This window comes from Magnetospirillum sp. UT-4 (assembly GCF_902729435.1).
Lineage (GTDB): Bacteria > Pseudomonadota > Alphaproteobacteria > Rhodospirillales > Magnetospirillaceae > Magnetospirillum.
On sequence record NZ_CACVCG010000073.1, the window covers coordinates 1 to 18,619 of the forward strand.

Genomic DNA, 18,619 nt, shown 5'->3' on the forward strand with positions numbered 1-18,619 from the left:
GGAATCTTGAATCAGATTTTCAGCCCCTTGGGAATCCCTTGCGATTCGTGACGTTCGAAATCCGCTCTAAAGTGACTGCTAAGGTGTTGAAAACGAAAAAACCCTCTCCCCCCTTGCGGGGGAGGGTTGGGGTGGGGGGGAACCGCGTCGGCGCTGTCGCGGACCTCACCCCGCCCCCAACCCCTCCCCATCAAGGGGAGGGGAGTAAAAAGGGGGGAACCCCTCCCCATCAAGGGGAGGGGAGTAAAAAGGGGGGGACCCCTCCCCATCAAGGGGAGGGGAGTAAGGGAGGGGAGTAAGTAGGAGAAGCCTATTCCGCCGGCTCCACCTCGGCCAGCTTGGCCTGGGCCTTTTCCTCGATCTCGGCGGTGGTCGGCTTGCGCCGGTCGGTGGCCAGGAAGGTGTAGATCACCGGCAGCACGAACAGGGTGAACAGGGTGCCCACGCTCATGCCGGAGACGATCACCACGGCGATGGAGAAGCGGCTGGCGGCGCCGGCGCCCGAGGCGAACAGCAGCGGGATCAGGCCGGTGACCATGGCCGCGGTGGTCATCAGGATGGGGCGCAGGCGCAGGCCCGCCGCCACCGTGACCGCCTCGGCGCGGCTCAGGCCCTCCTGCTCCTGGCGCTCGCGCGCCACCTCGCAGATGAGGATGCCGTGCTTGCTGATCAGCCCGATCAGGGTGACCAGGCCGACCTGGGTGTAGATGTTCATGCTGGCCACGCCCAGGGCCAGCGGGATCAGCGCGCCGCACAAGCTGAGCGGCACCGAGACCAGGATCACCAGCGGATCGCGGAAGCTCTCGAACTGGGCGGCCAGCACCAGGAAGATGATGACCAGGGCGAAGACGAAGGTGGCGACCAGCGCGCTGCCTTCCTGGATGTACTGGCGCGACTGGCCGGCGGTGTCGGTGGTCACCCCCTGCGGCAGCACCTCGGCGGCGAGTCCGTCCAGGAAGGACAACGCCTGGCCCAGCGCCACGCCGGGCATGGGGAAGGCCTGGATGGTGAAGGAATTGAGCTGGTTGAACTGGTTGAGCGAGACCGGCTTGATCTCCTGGCGCAGGGTCACCAGCGACGACAGCGGCAGGGTGGTGCCGTCGCCGGCGCGGACGTGGTAGCGCCCCAGCTGCGCCGGCTTGAGCCGGTATTCCTGCGGCACCTGCGGAATAACCTGGTAGGACCGGCCCTGCAGGTTGACCAGGTTGACGTAGTTGCCGCCGGTCATGGTCGCCAGCACCTCGCCGATCTGCTGCATGCTGATCCCGAAGGCGGCGGCCTTGTCGCGGTCGATGTCGACCACCGTCTGCGGGCTTTCGAACTTGAGGTCGGAATCGATGAAGGCGAACAGGCCGGCCGCCTGGGCCCGCGTCAGCATTTCGGCCTGCAGCTCGTTCAGGGTGCGGTAATCGGCGGTGGAGGTGACCACGAACTGCACCGGCAGGCCGTCCGAGCCGGGCAGGGGTGGCGGTGCGAAGACGCTGGCCTTGACCCCGGCGACCTTGTCCAGGGCCTGCTGGACCATGGGCGTCAACTCCTTGGTTGACGCATCGCGCTGGTCCCAGGGCTGGGTCACCGCGCCGCCGAAGCCCTGCGAGACCGAGCCCAGGCCGGCGATCAGGAAGGATTCCTTGACCTCGGGGAAGGCGCGCAGGGAGCGGTCGATCTGGTGGACGAAGGCCTCCATGTAGTCGATGTTGGCCGAGGCCGGGCCGTTGAAGGCGGTGAACAGCACCCCCTGATCCTCTTCCGGCGCCAGCTCGGCCGGCACCGCCCTGAACAGGAACGGCAGCACCGCCACCACCACCAGGGCGAACACCAGGGTGGTCGGCCGGTCGGCCAGCGAGGCCGACAGCCAGCGCAGGTAGCGCCGCTGCACGGCGGCGAAGCCGGCGTCGATGCGGGCGGGCAGGCCGCGCTTGTCCTCGTCGTGCTTCAGCACCTTCGAGCACATCATCGGCGACAGGGTCAGCGCCACCACGCCGGAGACGATGACCGAGCCGGCCAGGGCGAGGGCGAATTCCTTGAACAAGGCGCCGGTCAGGCCGGCCATGAAGGCGATGGGGGCGTAGACGGCGGCCAGGGTGATGGTCATCGCCATCACCGGCCCGGCGATCTCGCGGGTGCCGACGATGGCCGCCTGGAACGGCGACTTGCCGCCCTCGATGTGACGGTGGACGTTCTCCACCACCACGATGGCGTCGTCCACCACCAGCCCGATGGCCAGCACCATGGCCAGCAGGGTCAGCAGGTTGATGGAGAAGCCGAAGGCGAGCAGGAACAGGGCGACGCCGATCAGCGACAGCGGCACCGTCACCACCGGGATCATCACCGACCGGGCCGAGCCCATGAAGGCGAAGATGACGACCATGACGATCACCGCCGCCTCGGCGATGGTGATCACCACCTCGCGGATGGCGGCCTCGATGAACAGGGTCGAATCATAGGCGAGCTGGGATTTCAGCCCTGGCGGCAGCTGGGCGGCGATGGCCGGCAGCGCCTCTTCCCGCACCTGGCGGATGACGGTCAGCGGATTGGCCTCGGGGGTGGTGTAGACGCCGATGAAGATGGCCCGCTCGCCACTGGCGAACACCGCCATGTCGTCGTTCTCGGCCCCCAGGCTGACTTCGGCGACGTCGCCCAGGCGCACCAGCCGGGCGCCCACATGCTTCACCACCAGCGCCTTGAACTCCTCGACCGAGGTCAGGTCGGTCTCGGCCTGGGTCGGCATCACGTCGAAGGCGCCCTTGGTCGAGCCGGCGGCGGCGGTGAAGTTGTTGCTGGTCAGGGCGTTGCGCACGTCCTCGGCGCCCAGGCCGTACTGGGCCAGCTTTTCCGGGTCCAGCCACACCCGCATGGAAAATTTCTGGCCGCCGAACAGTTCGGGATTGGCCACACCCGGCACCGCCGACAGCTTGGGCTGGACCACCCGGCTGACATAGTCGGTGATCTGCTCCTGGCTCAGGCGGTCGGACGAGAAGGCGAGGTAGGCCGAGGCGAAGGTCTGGCCGGTCTCCTTCTTGATCACCGGATCGTTGATGCCGCGCGGCAGCACCGAGCGCACCTCGGCCGCCTTGCTCATCACCTCGGTCATGGCGGCGTCGGGGTCCTCGTTGAGCCGCACATAGGCCTTGATCTCGCTCATCCCCTGGACCGAGCGCGAGGTCAGGTAGTCCAGCCCGGCGGCGGTGGCCACCGCCTTCTGCATGGGCTGGGTGATGAAGCCCTGGATCAGGTCGGCATCGGCGCCCGGCAGGGTGGTGGTGATGGTGATCACCGTGTTCTTCATTTCCGGATACTGGCGCACGGGCAGCAGCAGCAGCGCGCGCAGCCCGACGAACAGGATCAGCAGGCTGATCACCGAGGCCAGAACCGGCCGCTTGATGAAGATGTCGAACATTGAACTTCTCCTCGCGGCCAGGCGAAAAAACGTTCTTGGCCCGCCTGATCCTTCGAGACAGCCGCTTCGCGGCTTCCTCAGGATGAGGCTACTGTGTGGAAATAACTGCTTCATGCTGAGGAGGTCGCCGCCAGGCGGCCGTCTCGAAGCATCCTGGCCGGATCGTCCGGTACATTTTCAACATCGCCCTACCTGGCGCTGGCCTGCTTCAGGGGATCGGTCTCGGCCATCTCGATCCGCGAGCCGTTCTCCAGCTTGAGCTGGCCGGCCGTCACCACCAGGTCTCCGGCCTTGACCCCGCTGAGGATGGCGACCCGGCCCTCGCGCCGCTCGCCCAGGGCGACCACCGCGCGCTCCGCCGTCCTGGCGTCGCCCTCGCCGTCGCGCACCAGGAACACCGCGTCGCCGTGCAGGTTGTAGGAAACGGCCGAAACCGGCACCGTCACCACCTCGGCCACCGCCGCGCGCACCACCTCGACACGGGCGAACATGCCCGGCCGCAGCGCCCCGTCGGGATTGGGGAAGCGGGCCTGGGCCGCGATCATGCCGGTTGCCGCATCGACCCTGGGCTCCACCGCCGAGATGGTGCCCTCGAAGACGCGGCCGGGCCACGAATCGGTGGTCAGGCGGATGGGCTCGTCCGGCTTCAGGGCGCCCAGGTCGCGCTGCGACACCGTGAAGTCGGCCAGCAGGACCGACAGATCCTGCAGGCTGACGATGGCCTGGCCGGGCTGCAGGTACTGGCCGAGATCGACCTTGCGCACGCCGACGATTCCGTCGAACGGGGCCTGCACGGTCTTCTTGTCGATCACCGCCTTGTAGCCGGCCACCGCCGCCTCGCGCACCTTCAGCTCGGCCTCGGCCTTGTCCAGCGCCGCGCGGCTGACCGTGTCGGTGCGCACCAGGGTGCGCTGGCGTTCGGCCGAGATGCGGGCCAGATCGGCATCGGCCTGGGCCGAGCGCAGGTTGCTGCGTTCCACCTCGGCGTCGAGGCGGAGCAGCACGTGGCCCTTGCGCACCGGCTGGCCGGACTCGAAGGCGATCTCCCGGACCAGTCCGGCCACCGAGGCGCTGATATCGACCCCGTTGACCGCCCGCAGCGTGCCCACCGCCGGCACCGTCTCCTGCCAGTGCTCCACCGTCGCCGGCTCGGCGGTGACGACGAAGACCGGCTTGGGCATGGTGGCGAAATATTGCTGGATCATGTGTTCGCGGAACTTCACGAACCCGATCACCCCGCCGAACAGCACGCCGGCGCCGGCCAGCATCACGATCATCCGTCTGGCGTTCATCGCCGCTCTCCCGTCAGCAGGGCCAGCGCGGTGTCCCTGACCCGCCGGCAATGGTCGTCGTCACACATGGGCAGCCCGAGCATGCGGTCGAACACGTAGCCGTCCATGGCCAGGCAGACCAGAGACGCCAGGGCGAAATCGGGGCTGTCGCTTTCGACCCGTTCGAGCCATTCGCGGTACTTGGCCTGCAGCGGCGCCATCAGTTCGGGGTTCACCGCCACCGCCGCCAGCAGCGCCCCGCCCACCGGATCGGCGGCCGGGCCGTTGGGGTCGAAGGCTGTGCGTACCACCGTGCGGGCCCAGCGGTAGGACCCCTCGGGCTCGGCCAGATAGTATTCGTGGTGCAGCGCGTCGCAGGCGTCGATCATCCGCTGCACCATGGCGCGGATGAGGTCGTCCTTGGTCTTGAAATGATAGAGCACGCCGCCCTTGGACATGCCGGCGATGCGCGCCGCCTCGTCCAGGGTGAGGCGCGCCACGCCCTGGTCGCGGACGATGGTCATGGCGGCGTCGATGATCTTCTCGCGCGTGGCGGGAGCGGACATGGTGTCTCGGGCTGGTACTGTACCGTCCGGACGGTTTACCGCCCGGCCGGGTTCATATGGCACCGCCGCCGGCCGATGTCATCCCGCGAATCCGCAGGGGGGGAATGCGCAAGAAGGGGGGCAGGGGATCATTCGTTTCCGCGTGGGTCGATCCCGTGCTTGTCGAGCAGGCGGTACAGGGTGACCCGCGACACCCCCAGATGCTCGGCGGTGCGCTTGACGTTGTGGCGGTGGGCCGACAGCGCCTGGCGGATCAAATTGGCCTCGACGTCGCGCCGGGCCGCCTCCAGCGAGGTGGCGCCGGCGCCGTCGCCACCCTCGGGCAGGCCCAGGTCGTCGGCCATCACCCACGGCCCGTCGGCCATCACCACGGCGCGGCGCATGGCGGCGATCAGTTCGCGCACGTTGCCCGGCCAGGGGTGGCGCCGGACCGCCGCCATCGCCTCGGGGGCGAGGCCGAGCAGGGGGCGTCCGCCCTCGCGGGCGAAGCGGGCGCAGAAGGTGCGCGCCAGGTGCTCGACGTCGTCGCCGCGTTCGCGCAGCGGCGGCATCTCGATGGTCAGGACGTTGAGGCGGAAGAACAGGTCCTCGCGGAAGCGGCCCTCGGCCACCGCCTTCCTGAGCGGCACGTTGGTGGCGGCGATCACGCGCACGTCGACCTTGATGGGGTGCACCCCGCCCAGCCGGTCGATGGTGCTTTCCTGCAGGAACCGCAGCAGGTGCGCCTGCAGGTCGAGGGGAAGATCGCCGATCTCGTCGAGGAACAGGGTGCCGCGGTCGCCCGCCTGGATGCGGCCGATGCGGCGCTGGTCGGCACCGGTGAAGGCGCCCTTCTCGTGGCCGAACAGCTCGCTGGCGATCAGGCTCTTGGGCAGGGCGGCGCAGTTGATGGGGACGAAGGGACCCGAGGCGCGGGCCGAGCGGCGGTGGATGGAGATGGCCGCCAGCTCCTTGCCGGTGCCGCTTTCGCCGGTGATCAGCACCGGCGCGTCGGTGCCGGCGATCTTGGCGATGGTCTCGAGCAGGCGGCGCATGGCCGGGCTTTCACCCACCATCGGCACGTCGCCGGGCTGCGGCCGCGCCGCGCCGCGCTCGGCCACCGGCCGCAGCCGCTCGGCGAGGTCGGGATCGCGCCGGGCCTGCTCAAGCAGGAGAAGGGCTAGCGCATCGGCGCCCAGCGCCGCCAGGGTCTCGCTGGTCAGGCATACGTCGCCGATGTCGAGTGATTTCACCGCTGGACCTCCGTCGGGTTCGTCCGTCGGCGGGGAGTGTCGCAGAGACGCAAGGCAGGTTTCACACCATCTTCCGAGGGGGTCGCCTCCCAATCCGGGACAGCCCTCCGGCCGAGCCGCCACCCGTTCGGGCGCCCTCTCGGCGAGATGGGGCAGCGGTCATCCGTCCGGGACCCGGGAGGCCATAGGCGACGCCCGGCATAGCGACACCCGCCCTATAGGACCGATGCGACCGCCCTTCGGCGGGGCCACCCGGATATGGTCGTCGGCATCCGGCAGACAGCGTGAGGAGGCGAGGGTGATGTTTCGTCCGACCATTGTGACGGCCGTGGCGGCGGCGGCATTGCTCGTCGGCCTCGAGGGAACGGCCCGGGCGGCCGACGAGGGCGGCGGCGAACTGCCGGTGGTGGTGGTGCCGACCGACGAGGAACTGGCCGAGCGGCGCCGCGTCGAGGCGGAACGCATCGCCGCCCAGCGTCAACTGGCCCAGGCGCGCGAGGCCGAGGCCCGGCGGGAGAGTTCGGCGCCGCCCGAGCCCGAGGCGGCCGGCGTGCTGACCCGGGCCGGCGTGTTGGTGGTCGAGCCCTCGGTCGAATACACCCATACCGACGTCAACCGGTTCGTGGTCGGCGGCGTCGCCATCCTCGACACCGTGCTGGTGGGGTCCATCGAGGCCACCCAGGCCGACCGCGATTCGGTCACCGCCACGCTGGGCCTGCGCTACGGCGTCACCAACCGCATCGAGGCCGAGCTGCGCATTCCCTACATGTACCGCGACGACAGCACCACCAACACGGTGGTCAACACCAGCACCATTGCCGCCACCACCTCGCTCACCGATCACGGGCTGGGCGACATCGAGGGGGCGCTGCACTGGCAGATCAACGACGGCGCCGCCGGCTGGCCCTTTCTGGTCGCCAATTTCCGCGCCAAGAGCATCACCGGCACCGGTCCCTTCGACGTCTCGCGCAATGCCCAGGGCATCGAGGAGGAACTGGCCACCGGCTCGGGCTTCTGGGGCTTCGAGCCGTCATTGACGGTGGTGGCGCCCTCGGACCCGGCGGTGTTCTTCGCCAATATCGGCTATCTGTGGAACGTCGAGCGCGACATCGGCAAGCGGGTCTCCAACAACCGCACCGTCGAGACGGTCGATCCCGGCGACGCCATCCGCTTCGGCGTCGGCATGGGGCTGTCCCTGAACGAGAAGGTGTCGTTCTCGATCGGCTACCAGCACGACTGGATCTTGAAGAGCCAGACCACCTTCGCCGAGGGGGAATTCGAATCCGAGGCGCTGTCGGTCGGCTCGCTGACCTTCGGGACCAGCTGGCAGATCGACGATGCCATGGCGCTCAACCTGTCGGTGGGCGTCGGCGTCACCGAGGATGCCCCCGACGTCCGCCTGATGGCCCGCCTGCCCATCGCCATCAATCTGTTCTGAAACTCGAAGGTCCCCCTCCCTCTGGCAAAGCCGGGGGGAGGCAGGGACAATAACGGATGCCGACCAAGCCGGTATCGCTCGCCGTCGGCATTGCCATGTGGAAAAGTTTATTCACCACAGAGCCACAGAGCCACAGAGGGTGCACAGAGAAGGAGAAATATTTTTCCTCTGTGCCTTCTCTGTGTCTCTGTGTCTCTGTGGCAAGTCCACCGCCAGATACGAATACGGTGGCCATTCCGTTGGCACGACACGGAAATACGGGTCATGCCCCTGAGTGTGCGGCTCCACCCCGCCCCAAACCCCTCCCCATCAAGGGGAGGGGCTATTTTTTCGGTTTTCGGTGGGAAAAGCTACCGCCCCAGTCCCAGCTGGGCGGCGTCGCGGCCCATGCGGGCGGCGGCGGAACTGACCTGCCAGGTCTGGCTGATCTGGCTGAAGCCGGGCAGTTCGACGTTGACCTCGGTGCGGTGATAGAGGCTGACGCCGTCGTCCATGTTGGCGATCAGGGCCTGGATCTGGCCATCGACCACCTGGTGCAGGATCGAGGTACCGCTGGGCAGGGTCATGGCCACGGCGCCGGCCTTGGGATCGGCCGGGACGGCGGCGGTGCCGATCGGGATGGTGGTGGCGCCGGCCAGGGCGCCGTAATCATCGACGCTGAGGGTGGTCTGCAGTCCGGCCGGCATCCCCTGGGCCATGGCGCCTTCGATGGTGGTGCGGATGACCACCGCGAAGTTGACCGGAATGCCGTTGATCATCATGCCGCCGCGGGCACGGCCCAGTTCGTCGCCGCCCAGGGCGTCGAGGCCGGAGAAGGGATCCGAGGCGATGGCGGCCGAGGCCGGCAGGGCGGCGAAGAGCGAGGCGGCAAGGATGGCGGTGGTGGAACAGGCCTGGAGTGGACTCATGGTCGGTGTTCTCCCCGTCTTTCGGTGTCCGTCAGAACTCGAAGAGTCCGGGCAGCGCGACCCACAGGGTCGACAGCCCCTGGCGCGACAGCGCGGTGCCGAACGGCGCCTTGCGCCGTACCGCCCAGTCGGCCGGCCGGTTGAACAACATTCGGCCGATGTCGATGTCGTCGCGGACGACGAACAGCACGCCCTGCCACTGGGATTCGAACTCGGCCCTGGGCACGGCGCGCACACCCATGGCCGGGTCGCCCACCAGCACGTCGCCGCCCTCGACGCCCTTGATCACCACGAAGTGGCTGTAGCCCCTGATGGTGATGAGGGTGATGGCGGGGACGCCGACATCGATCAGCTTGTCGAGGCCGACGCGATAGCCGTCGGCCTTGAGGCCCAGGGTGGCGAGGTAGCGCTGCATGTCGAGCAGCGAGAAGCCCTGGCGCCGGATGGTCTCCTGGTCACCGGCGGCGTACATGGCGGTGAAGACCTCGGCCTCGGTGATCGGGCGGCGGTAATGATGGGTGAGCAGCGTCGCCACCGCCGCCGAGCCGCAGGAATAGTCGCGTTCCTGGCGCACCACGCCCCGGAAGCGGGCCTCGCGCAGGCTGGCGACGGATACCCCCAGATTGCCCGAGGGCAGGGCGAATCCGACCTCGCCGGCCTTGGCGGGGAATGCGGGCGCTGCCAGAATCAGCAGGGCCGCGGCGATGCGTGCGTTCATGGCCGCCCCCTCAGCGCATGTAGACGTTGACGCTGGTGGCGTTGTTCATGTTGACCATGTCGCCGGTGTTCTGCATCACCGCGGTGATGCCGTGGTTGCCGTTGACCTGGGCGGCATGGATGGTGCCGTTGGACTTGGCGGCGCCCTGGCTGACGCTGATATTACCGGTGTTGCCGGCGGTCTGGTTGGCCTCGTTGTTCTGCAGCAGGCTGCCGACGATGTCGCCGCCGCTGTCGGTGCCGCCGCGGCTGCCCTCCAGTTCGGTGACGGGCATGGCACCGCCAAGCTCCAGCTCGCCGGCCGGCGCGGTGCCGGCGGCGCAGAGAAGGATGGCGGCAAGGGCGATGGTCTCGCGCATGGCTCTCTCCCCACGGGTCGCACAAAGGAAAAGGGCGCCGGCGGGCGCCCGAGGCTTGGGGTCCCGCCGGCGTCGAGGGGTCAGAAGGTGGTGTGGGCGTTGATGCTGAACGAGGTCAGCTGGGTCGAGGCGATGCCGGTGCTCTGGGCGACGTTGGTGATGCCCGACACGGTGCCCAGGCTGATGGCGCCGATGGAACCGGTCGAGAACTGCACCGAGGAATTGCCGCCGTTGCCGCCCGAAGTGGCGCCGGTGGCACCGTTCAGGCTCTGCTCCAGACCGGTCATCTGGGCCAGGTCGCCGCCGCGCGAGGCGGACTTGACCATGGTGTCGCCGCCGGCACCGCCCTCGCCACCGGCCGCCATGGAATGGGCCGCCTGGTCGAGGCCGTTATCGGCCTTGGTCATCTGGTCGCCGCCGGCGCCGCCCATGCCGAGGGCGGCGGAACCGACCTCGTTGGTGGACTTGGCGGTAGGCTTGGCGAAGGCGTTGGCCCACGCCTTGGCGTCCTGCATCAGGCCGGCTTCGCCCATGGCGCTGGAGCCCGAGCCCGACTGGCCGTGCTTGTAGCCCCAGGACGGCGACGAACCGCTGCCGCCGGCCGAGGAGGAGTTGCTGGCCTTGCCCAGATTGGCGGAAGCCGCCGCCGACCCGGCCTTGGCATACGAATCGGCGTCCGACTTGCCGTAGGCGCTGCTATAGGCCTTGCCGTCGCCGCCGCTGCTCTTGGCATAGGACGAGGCGTCCTGCTTGCCGAGATTGGCCGACACCGCCACGCCCAGGCCGCCATGGCCGCCGTCGCCGCCATAGACCGGACCGCTGGTCGAGGTGGCGTCGCCGGCCCCGCCCATGCTGGTGGCATAGCCGTTCTGGCTCAGGTCGTTGGAGCCGCCGGTGGCGGTACCGCCGGCATTGTTGCCGGTGCTGATGGAGATGCTGCCGGGGGTGTTGATGCCGGTCTGGGTGGTGGTGTTGGTCATGCTGACGTTGAAGGAGTTGTTGTTGACGTTGTCGCCGAGAATGGCGTCACCATCGACGTTGGCAGCGGCGCGGGAGCGGAACGTCGCCACCGCGTTGTCGGTGCCGCCGCTGACCCGGGGCGACTGGGTGTAGTTGCCTTCGCCGCCGGAAACCTGGTTGCCGCCGTCGCCGCCGTCACCGGACGGGCCGGCCGCGCCGCCCGAGCCGTTGCCCGGCATGGCGACATCGACATCGACCTCGATGTCGGGCAGCTTGACGTATTGCGACTGCGACCCGGACAGGTCCTGGTCCTGGTCCTGGCCCTGCTTGGCCTTGGCGTAGGCATCGGCACCGGAGGCCGAGCTGCCGTTGCTCATGCCGTAATGGTGGCTCTTGGACGGAGCCGAGGCGCTGCCGCCTTCGGCCGACGCCAGCGCGCCCTGGTACTGATCCTGCGAGTTGGCCGCATGAAAGGCCTGGCTCTGGCCGATGACACCATCGGCCTGGGCGGACGCGGCGATCAGCATGGCCGCACCCGACACGCCCATCAACATAGCCTTCTTCATTTCGCCTCCTTGTGGCATTGCCTGACGAAGTCGACTTCCCGGCCCGTGCGGTCCGACAGAGGCGCCGGGCCGGCAAGGCCGCATCGTCTAAGGCAACCGCCGTGCCAGTTGCCTGGGCGACGGGCAGAGGCTTGAAAATGAACGGAATTCCGGCAGGGAAGGGGGCGGCGCCGGGGACGGCGGGTGTAACGGCGGCGGGACGATGTGTTCCGGAGCGCGACAGTTTTCAGGGGCGCGAGAGGCCGAAGGCGGCCAGGGTCTTGTCCAGGATGGCCAGCTTGCGCTCACGCTCCTCGCCGGTGGCGCCGCCCAGATAGTCGGCGGTGAACCCGGCATCGGCCAGGCCGACGCGGATGATTCCGCGCACCGCGTCCAGCGGTCCGCCGTCGATGAAGGTGCCCTTGCGGCAGAGGTCGAGCAGGGTGAGCACCCGTTGCGCCGGGCCGCCCGACTTCTTCTCGATCTGCTCGAACAGCCGGGCGCGCTTGAGCAGGTCGGTCTGCGCCGCCTCGACCGCCGCCATCGCCGCCTGCTTGTCGCCGTCGGGCAGCCACGAGGCCTTCAGCGCCCGATGGATGCCGGTCAGGGTCTGCATCTTCGGCACCGGCGGCTCCTGGCCGCCGGCCACCCGCGGGACGAAGTCCTTGTCGCCGAAATAGTGGTCGACGAAGCCCTTGACGGTGGCCCGGTTGGAGGCGCCGACGGCAAGTCCGGCCAGGGTCATCAGGAAGGCCAGGCGGTCGGCCTGGACCCGGCGCTCGCGCAGCAGGTCGGTGACCGTCTCGGTGCTCATGCAGCGCGACTGGCGGCGCTCGATCAGGGCCAGCGCCTTGGCCCCGCCCAGCAACTGGCCGTTCGCCCACATGCGGCGGAACAGGTCGAACACCGCCTGGATCTCGGGCTCGGGCTCGGCCGAGCGCAGCGGCTCCTTGCCGGCCAGGGTGCGCATCAGCGCGAATTCGAAGGCGGCGCGGACGGACGGGGCCTTGCCGTCCTCCATCAGCCGCATCAGTTCGGCCATCACCGGCGCGGCGGAATCGCGCATTTGCCAGGTGCCGCGAACGATGTCGATCAGGTCGCCGCAACGGTCCTCCTGCCGGTCGGGGAAGCCCAGCATCTGGTCCATGGCCGGCTCGCTGCGCAGCGCCTCGGCCAGCCATTGCTCGATCACGGCGCGTTCGTCGCGGCCCTCGGCCGCCGCGGCCATCTGCGTCAGGGCGGCGACCTTGTCGCGCCAGGTCTTGTGGACGGCCAGGGCCTCGGCCAGCAAGCGGCCCACCTGGTAGTCGCGCTGGGGACCGCTGCCGCCCACCTTGGCCGCCACCTCCAGGAAGGTGTCGGGCTTGACCGGCGGCACCGGCCGTTCCTTGTCCTCGTCCCAGGCCTTGCGGATGCCGGCCGAGACCAGCGCGTGCAGGTCCCGGATGCGGCTGACCGGGCTCTCGCCGCGGCGCTGGGCCTGGGCGGTGCCGACCTTGTCGACCGCGTTCATCAGGACGCGGCCGGCATCGCCCAGGCGCTTCAACGCCTTGGCCGAATGGATCAGTTCGCCGGGCGTGACGATCAACTGGTCGCAGAAGGTGGACAGGGTGCGGGCGATGACCTCGCGGGCGGCCGGGGTGTAGAAGTCCTCGACCGTGGCGCAGTAATCGCCGTCATCGCCGCCGCCCGATTCGGGCGCTGCCTTGTCCTCGATTCCCATGGTGGCTCCGGCCCTCCCAGACGATGAGGACAGCCTAGCGCAAAAGCCGTGGCGGGCAAACAGGATCAGCCGACGGTGATATCGACCGCCAGTTCGCCGATTCCGTCGATTCGGGCCTCGATCCGGTCGCCGGGAACCACCGGCCCGACGCCTTCGGGGGTGCCGGTGAAGATCAGGTCGCCCGGACCCAGGTGGTAGAACCGCGACAGATGGGCGATCACCTCGGGCACCGACCAGGTCATGTCGGCGACATCGGCCGACTGGCGCACCGTCCCGTTGACCGCCAGTTCGATGCGGGCGGCCAGCACCGGCGCGGCGGCGCGGCGCAGCGGCGAGACGGGTGCCGAGAACTCGAACGACTTGCCGAGATCCCAGGGCTGCCCCAGGTCCTTGGCCGCCAGCTGCAGGTCGCGGCGGGTGAGGTCGAGGCCGACCGCATGGCCGAACACCGCGCCGGCGGCTGTGGCGGCGTTGGCGCGGAACACCGGCGCACCCAGCGCCACCACCAGCTCCACCTCGTGGTGCAGGTTGGCGGTGCCGGGCGGGTAGGGCACCGGGCCGCCGCCGGGAACCACCGAATCGGCCGACTTGGTGAAGTAGCAGGGGGCCTCGCGGGTGGGGTCCGAGCCCATCTCGCGGGCATGGGCGGCATAATTGCGCCCGACGCAGAAGATGCGCCGCACCGGATAGGCGGCGGTTTCGCCGAGAACCGGCACGACGGGATGGGAAATCTGGAACAGGGTGGGGGACATGCCATCCTCGCGAGTGGGCTGCGGCACTGCCCAGAATGCACCCTTGGGGCGGCGGCGGACAATCCCCTTGACACCACCCCCCGGTTGGAAATCATTGAACCTGCAAAATGTGCATGCTCCGAAAAAAGAGAGCAGCCGGCGGTCCGTCCCGGATGCCTGGGTCTCAGGCATCCGGGACGGACCGCCAATTCAATAAAGTGGCGGAAATCCGCCACGAGGGAGGGAGGTCATCGCGTGCGATTCCAACTCGGGGACTATGTGCCCTATCTACTAAGCCGTGCGGGAGTATCGCTCGCGCACAACCTTTCGCGTGAGCTCGACCGCTTCGGCATCACCCTGCCCATGTGGCGGGTGATGGCGGCGCTGCTGGACGAGGGCGAACAGCGGCTGGGCGATCTTGCCCGCCTTACCGCCATCGAGCTCTCCACGCTGTCGCGCATCGCCGCGTCCATGGAGGCCAAGGCGCTGGTCACCCGCCGCCGCTCGGGTCAGGATGCCCGCGCCGTGCTGGTCGCCCTGACCGCCGAGGGCCGGCGCATGGCGGAAGGCATCGTGCCGCACGCCCTGCACTCGGAAAGCGAGGCCATCGCCGGCATGAGCGAAGAGGAGGTCCGCACCCTCAAGGGGCTGCTGCAGCGCCTCTACGGCAACGTCGCCGGCGAGGCGGGGTTCGAGCGCGCCGGCAGTCTGAAGGGCGGATACTGACGGAGGGGGGCGCCGCCCGCCGGGCGGAGCCCCCAACCTCTACCCATGCAGGCTGTTGTGGGCCGCCCCGCCCATGGCGGCGCGGATGGCCAGCGGGCCGGCATCGTCGTGGACGGTGGTCGCCTCCTCGGGATAGGCGGTGATCTGGTGCACCGCCAGATCGGCGCCCATGAACTCGTCCTCCTCGGTCAGGCGGATGCCGATGGTCGCCTTGAGGCCGCCATAGACCGCCAGGCCGGCGGCGAAGCCGAAGCCGGCGCCGGTCAGGGTGCCGAACACCTGGGCACCCAGGCTGACGCCGCCCAGCCCGCCCAGCGCCTCCTGGCCGAAGATGCCGGCGGCGATGCCGCCCATGGTGCCGCACAGGCCGTGCAGCGCCCAGACGCCCAGCACGTCGTCGATCCGCCACTTGTTCTGGCACTGGTTGAAGGCCCACACGAACAGCGCCCCGGCGATGCCGCCGGTAGCGAAGGCGCCGATGGGGTGCATCACGTCCGAGCCGGCGCACACCGCCACCAGACCGGCCAGGGCGCCGTTATGGACGAAGCCGGGGTCGTTGCGCCCGACCACCAGGCTGGCCAGGATGCCGCCGACCATGGCCATCAGGGAGTTCATGGCGACCAGACCGGAAATGCCGTCGATGGCCTGGGCGCTCATGACGTTGAAGCCGAACCAGCCGACGCACAGCACCCACGAGCCCAGGGCCAGGAACGGGATGTTGGAGGGCGGGATGGCGATGACGTGGCCGTCCTTGCGGTAGCGGCCCTTGCGCGCCCCCAGCATCAGCACCGCTCCCAGCGCGATCCAGCCGCCGACCGCGTGGACCACCACCGAGCCGGCGAAGTCGTGGAAGGCCAGGCCGAAGGTGGCGGTCACCAGCTCCTGGAAGCCCAGCCGGGTGCCCCACACCATGCCCTCGAACAGGGGATAGACCAACGCCACCAGGATCGAGGTGGCGGCCAGCTGCGACCAGAACCGGGCGCGCTCGGCGATTCCCCCTGAGATGATGGCGGGAATGGCGGCGGCGAAGGTGGCGAGGAAGAAGAACTTCACCAGATCGTAGCCGTTGGCGGCGAAGCCCGCGCCTTCGACCTTGCCCACCAGGACCGGGGCCGAGGCGAAGAAGCCGATGCCGTAGGCGACGGCGTAGCCGACGAAGAAATAGGCGGTGGTGGAGACCGCGAAATCGGTGAGAATCTTCACCAGGGCGTTGACCTGGTTCTTCTTGCGCACGGTGCCGACCTCAAGAAAGGCGAAACCGGCATGCATCGCCAACACCATGACCGCCCCCAAGAGGACGAACAGTACATCTGCCCCCGTTCTCGTCACGTCCATGTCGAACCTCGCCTCCTCCCAGGCCCTGCCGGCGGCAGGGTGGCGGGCCGCTATCAAGCCCTATGCCAGACCGGGAAACCGCGCGAAAAGGCTGATGGAACAGCCGTTTGTCGCCATGCCTATAATTCGTGCAAGGTGGCTGTGCCGCGGAATTGGGCGCCTTGGGCCGAAAATTGCCCGCCCGCTAGGCGAATGACCGATGACGGCTGGCCGACACCGGGCGCGGCAGTGCATAAAACAGGCAGAAACCGCACACGCCCAAGATTTGGTCAATTCTTTCGCCGCCACGGCGAGGTCCGTTACCCCATCACCGCCATGGCCTGCAGGATTTCGGCCACGCGGTCGCGCTTGGCGCCCTTGAACTGTCTGGCGATGGCCTCGACCGAGGGCTGCTCGCCCAGGCGGGCGAGGGCGGCGCGGATGGCCTGGACCTGGTCGGGCAGGGTCTTGGGCCATGGCGCCTTGTCGGCGGTGGCCTCGGCGGCGCCCTGGTCCACCTCGACCGCCAGCTTGGTCTGGGCGGGGGCGGCGGCGCGGCCGGTCCGGAACTCGGGACGCAGGTAGCGGATTTTCCCCGCCACCTCTTCTTCCCACCGCTGCTTGTTCAAGGCCACCACGCGGGCCAGGATGTCGGCGTCGCCAAGGTCCACCGGCCAGCCATAGGCATCGGCCACGGCGGCGTCGATCCGGTCGTGGATCTGGCGCAGGGTGTTGACCAGGCCCTTGTCGTTGACGGCGCGGTCGTCGTCGTCCAAAGGCAGGCCCGCCCGCAGCTTGACCAGCACGTTGTACATGCCGGTGAGTGGGGAAGATGCCGACCACCTTGGAGCGGCGTTTGATCTCGTGGTTCAAGCGTTCCAGCGGGTTGGTAGGGCTTTCGGGCGGCCAGGAAGGCCATGTGGGCCAGCACGTCGACCTTGGCTTCGTCCAGCAGGGTGGCCAGCCATTGCGACCCCATCCATTCTTGGGCTATGAGATGTGTTCAGTTTTTACAGTCGCGGGCGTCAACATTTCGCCGCCAGTCATCAGACATCGTGCTTTACCATTTTTTTTGGCCGCATACATCCGCTCATCAGCCAGTCGAATTAATTCCGACCAGTCCTGAGCAGAATCGGAAATTCGTTCAGAAACGCCTATGCTGGCTGTCAAAGGTGCCCCATCGGGACGATTGCCCAGCCAATCACAAATCACTCGTCCCATCGCAATCCTGACACCATCAAGGTTGGTGTTTGTCATAACAATTACAAACTCTTCACCGCCCCATCGAACAAGTGAATCTGCTTGGCGCAAGGACTTGCCGAGTGCTGTGGCGGCATTGCGCAGAGCTTGGTCTCCCGCTTCATGCCCATAAACATCGTTCAGTCCCTTGAAATCATCGATATCCAAAAAGGCGATGGCGAAAGGTGCATCCTGCTCACAAGCCAGTCTGAAATGCAGTTCGATGACCTCTGCCCCGCTGCGCCGAGTGAGAGCGCCGGTGAGCGGATCGTGGCTCGCCCGACGAAGCAGCGCCATCATGTAATGGAGCTGAATGGCGCTTGCCAGCATGTAGATGCCCAAAGAAAGCCCCAACACCCAGAGCGTTGAAACCAAATGAACAGTGGTCAATCCGACAGACAGAATTTGAATCAATGCGACCGTAATCGCGACGGGCACCGCGAATAAAATGCCTTCAGTTACAACGAGCGGAAAAATACATAAGCCTGCAAGCACAATAAATGGCAAGGAATTATAGAGTCGCATATTAATGGCAGCCAAGCCATCAAGTGTCGTTCCATCAAGAACAAAACTGGCAATGCAGAACAACGCCATGGGTATGGAGAGAATTACCCCGAGCATTGTGAGCGTTGCAGTGCGGCTTCGCTCTACTTCCTTGACTGTTGCTAATGCAATAAAAGCAATAACGGCAATGATCCGAAAAATAGCAATGGGAACCCACTGACTGAGTTCGAGGGTGGCGACATCCAGTCCAATCCACAACAAAGTGAGAAGTGAAAAGGCTACGGCAACCATCCTGACTCGCGATACCACCGCCTCCATGCGGTGGCGCGTCAAATAGGGCGCATGGTGGCGCTCCGTGACGAGATCAATCAAGCGCCCCTCAGACAATCTGGATCGTAGGCTTCGGAGTGTCTCTAAAGCTGTGCGCATTCCACTTCCTTGCCAAATCCAAGGGATTTAGTTTATTCGAACAATCTTCTACCGGAAAATTGTTAACCCGACTTTTCCCAGATGGACGGTCCATCCGCCCCTGATTGACGCCAGATTAGCCAAATTCCGGTCCAACTGGAAGGTGGAATGGCGCGATGGTGTCTACCATCGCGGCATGGACGCCGCCCCGACCGCCTTTGTGTTCTCCTGCGACGCGATTCCAGCCCATTTCGCAACGTGTCGGGCGCATATGCCCGCCTTTCGAACCCCGACTTGAACGTCGAAGACCTAGCGGAATTGCCCGACGAGATGCTTCGGTGGATCGAAACCGTCGAGAGCCACATCAAAGCGTATCCATCCGGTGAAGGACGCAGGGGGGGGCGGCGTCAGGCGGCGACGGCGGAGGCCGGGTTGGCGTTCCGCCAGTTCCAGGGCAGGAGCTCGTCGATGCGGCTGGCGGGGTGACCCGCGATCCGTGCAAGGACATCGGCCAGCCAGGCTTGCGGATCGATGTCGTTCATCTTGGCGGTGACGATGAGGCTGTACATGGAGGCGGC

At 67.5% G+C, this 18,619-nt stretch carries 16 protein-coding genes and 1 pseudogene; 2 read left to right on the top strand and 15 right to left on the bottom strand.

Annotated features, from left to right (window positions below; genetic code table 11):
• Positions 1 to 310: 310 nt before the first annotated feature.
• The 4 genes from MTBUT4_RS11410 to MTBUT4_RS11425 form a co-directional block, all read right to left on the bottom strand.
• On the bottom strand, positions 311 to 3,400 hold the full coding sequence (locus MTBUT4_RS11410) for an efflux RND transporter permease subunit (protein ID WP_173979824.1): 3,090 nt from the start codon (positions 3,398 to 3,400) through the stop codon (positions 311 to 313).
• 188 nt (positions 3,401 to 3,588) lie between these two features.
• Positions 3,589 to 4,692 (bottom strand): efflux RND transporter periplasmic adaptor subunit, encoded by a 1,104-nt coding sequence (locus tag MTBUT4_RS11415; RefSeq protein ID WP_173979825.1) that lies wholly within the window; start codon positions 4,690 to 4,692, stop codon positions 3,589 to 3,591.
• Positions 4,689 to 5,237: a TetR/AcrR family transcriptional regulator gene (locus MTBUT4_RS11420; RefSeq protein ID WP_173979826.1), complete on the bottom strand. Its 549-nt coding sequence runs from the start codon at positions 5,235 to 5,237 to the stop codon at positions 4,689 to 4,691. Before MTBUT4_RS11420 ends, MTBUT4_RS11415 begins: the two co-directional genes overlap by 4 nt.
• A gap of 128 nt (positions 5,238 to 5,365) precedes the next feature.
• Positions 5,366 to 6,469: a sigma-54-dependent Fis family transcriptional regulator gene (locus MTBUT4_RS11425; RefSeq protein WP_173979827.1), complete on the bottom strand. Its 1,104-nt coding sequence runs from the start codon at positions 6,467 to 6,469 to the stop codon at positions 5,366 to 5,368.
• Positions 6,470 to 6,770: 301 nt separating this feature from the next.
• Here MTBUT4_RS11425 and MTBUT4_RS11430 point away from each other — a divergent pair, with 301 nt between their 5' ends.
• The gene (locus tag MTBUT4_RS11430; RefSeq protein ID WP_217424155.1) at positions 6,771 to 7,907 is read left to right on the top strand and encodes a transporter; all 1,137 of its coding nucleotides are present in this window, start codon (positions 6,771 to 6,773) and stop codon (positions 7,905 to 7,907) included.
• 350 nt (positions 7,908 to 8,257) lie between these two features.
• Here MTBUT4_RS11430 and MTBUT4_RS11435 read toward each other — a convergent pair whose 3' ends face one another.
• From MTBUT4_RS11435 to MTBUT4_RS11460, 6 genes are all read right to left on the bottom strand, one after another.
• Positions 8,258 to 8,815 carry a hypothetical protein gene (locus tag MTBUT4_RS11435; RefSeq protein WP_173979828.1) on the bottom strand — a complete coding sequence of 186 codons (558 nt, stop codon included), beginning with the start codon at positions 8,813 to 8,815 and terminating at the stop codon, positions 8,258 to 8,260.
• Positions 8,816 to 8,846: 31 nt separating this feature from the next.
• Positions 8,847 to 9,533 carry a C39 family peptidase gene (locus MTBUT4_RS11440; protein ID WP_173979829.1) on the bottom strand — a complete coding sequence of 229 codons (687 nt, stop codon included), beginning with the start codon at positions 9,531 to 9,533 and terminating at the stop codon, positions 8,847 to 8,849.
• Positions 9,534 to 9,543: 10 nt separating this feature from the next.
• Positions 9,544 to 9,891, bottom strand: coding sequence for a hypothetical protein (locus tag MTBUT4_RS11445; protein ID WP_173979830.1), 348 nt, complete (start codon positions 9,889 to 9,891; stop codon positions 9,544 to 9,546).
• A gap of 80 nt (positions 9,892 to 9,971) precedes the next feature.
• Positions 9,972 to 11,417, bottom strand: a complete 1,446-nt coding sequence (locus MTBUT4_RS11450; RefSeq protein ID WP_173979831.1) for a hypothetical protein — start codon at positions 11,415 to 11,417, stop codon at positions 9,972 to 9,974.
• Between the two features lie 226 nt (positions 11,418 to 11,643).
• Positions 11,644 to 13,119 carry a hypothetical protein gene (locus MTBUT4_RS11455; protein ID WP_173979832.1) on the bottom strand — a complete coding sequence of 492 codons (1,476 nt, stop codon included), beginning with the start codon at positions 13,117 to 13,119 and terminating at the stop codon, positions 11,644 to 11,646.
• 65 nt (positions 13,120 to 13,184) lie between these two features.
• Positions 13,185 to 13,871, bottom strand: a complete 687-nt coding sequence (locus MTBUT4_RS11460; RefSeq protein ID WP_173979833.1) for a fumarylacetoacetate hydrolase family protein — start codon at positions 13,869 to 13,871, stop codon at positions 13,185 to 13,187.
• Positions 13,872 to 14,105: 234 nt separating this feature from the next.
• Here MTBUT4_RS11460 and MTBUT4_RS11465 point away from each other — a divergent pair, with 234 nt between their 5' ends.
• Positions 14,106 to 14,576, top strand: coding sequence for a MarR family winged helix-turn-helix transcriptional regulator (locus tag MTBUT4_RS11465; RefSeq protein ID WP_173979834.1), 471 nt, complete (start codon positions 14,106 to 14,108; stop codon positions 14,574 to 14,576).
• 39 nt (positions 14,577 to 14,615) lie between these two features.
• Here the strand turns inward: MTBUT4_RS11465 and MTBUT4_RS11470 are convergent, their stop codons facing one another.
• From MTBUT4_RS11470 to MTBUT4_RS11490, 5 genes and pseudogenes are all read right to left on the bottom strand, one after another.
• Positions 14,616 to 15,911, bottom strand: a complete 1,296-nt coding sequence (locus tag MTBUT4_RS11470; RefSeq protein ID WP_173979835.1) for an ammonium transporter — start codon at positions 15,909 to 15,911, stop codon at positions 14,616 to 14,618.
• A 299-nt stretch (positions 15,912 to 16,210) separates the two neighbouring features.
• Entirely contained in the window at positions 16,211 to 16,705 is a 495-nt protein-coding gene (locus MTBUT4_RS11475; RefSeq protein ID WP_173979836.1) for an RNA-binding protein, read from the bottom strand.
• Positions 16,695 to 16,781 (bottom strand): annotated as a pseudogene (locus MTBUT4_RS19905) (transposase); the annotation flags it as partial. The gene MTBUT4_RS11475 and the pseudogene MTBUT4_RS19905, both read right to left, overlap by 11 nt.
• Before the next feature lie 99 nt (positions 16,782 to 16,880).
• Positions 16,881 to 18,005, bottom strand: a complete 1,125-nt coding sequence (locus tag MTBUT4_RS11485; protein WP_173979837.1) for a GGDEF domain-containing protein — start codon at positions 18,003 to 18,005, stop codon at positions 16,881 to 16,883.
• A gap of 443 nt (positions 18,006 to 18,448) precedes the next feature.
• Positions 18,449 to 18,619, bottom strand: a 171-nt coding sequence (locus MTBUT4_RS11490) for a transposase domain-containing protein (RefSeq protein ID WP_173979838.1), incomplete at its 5' end; no start/stop codon positions are given.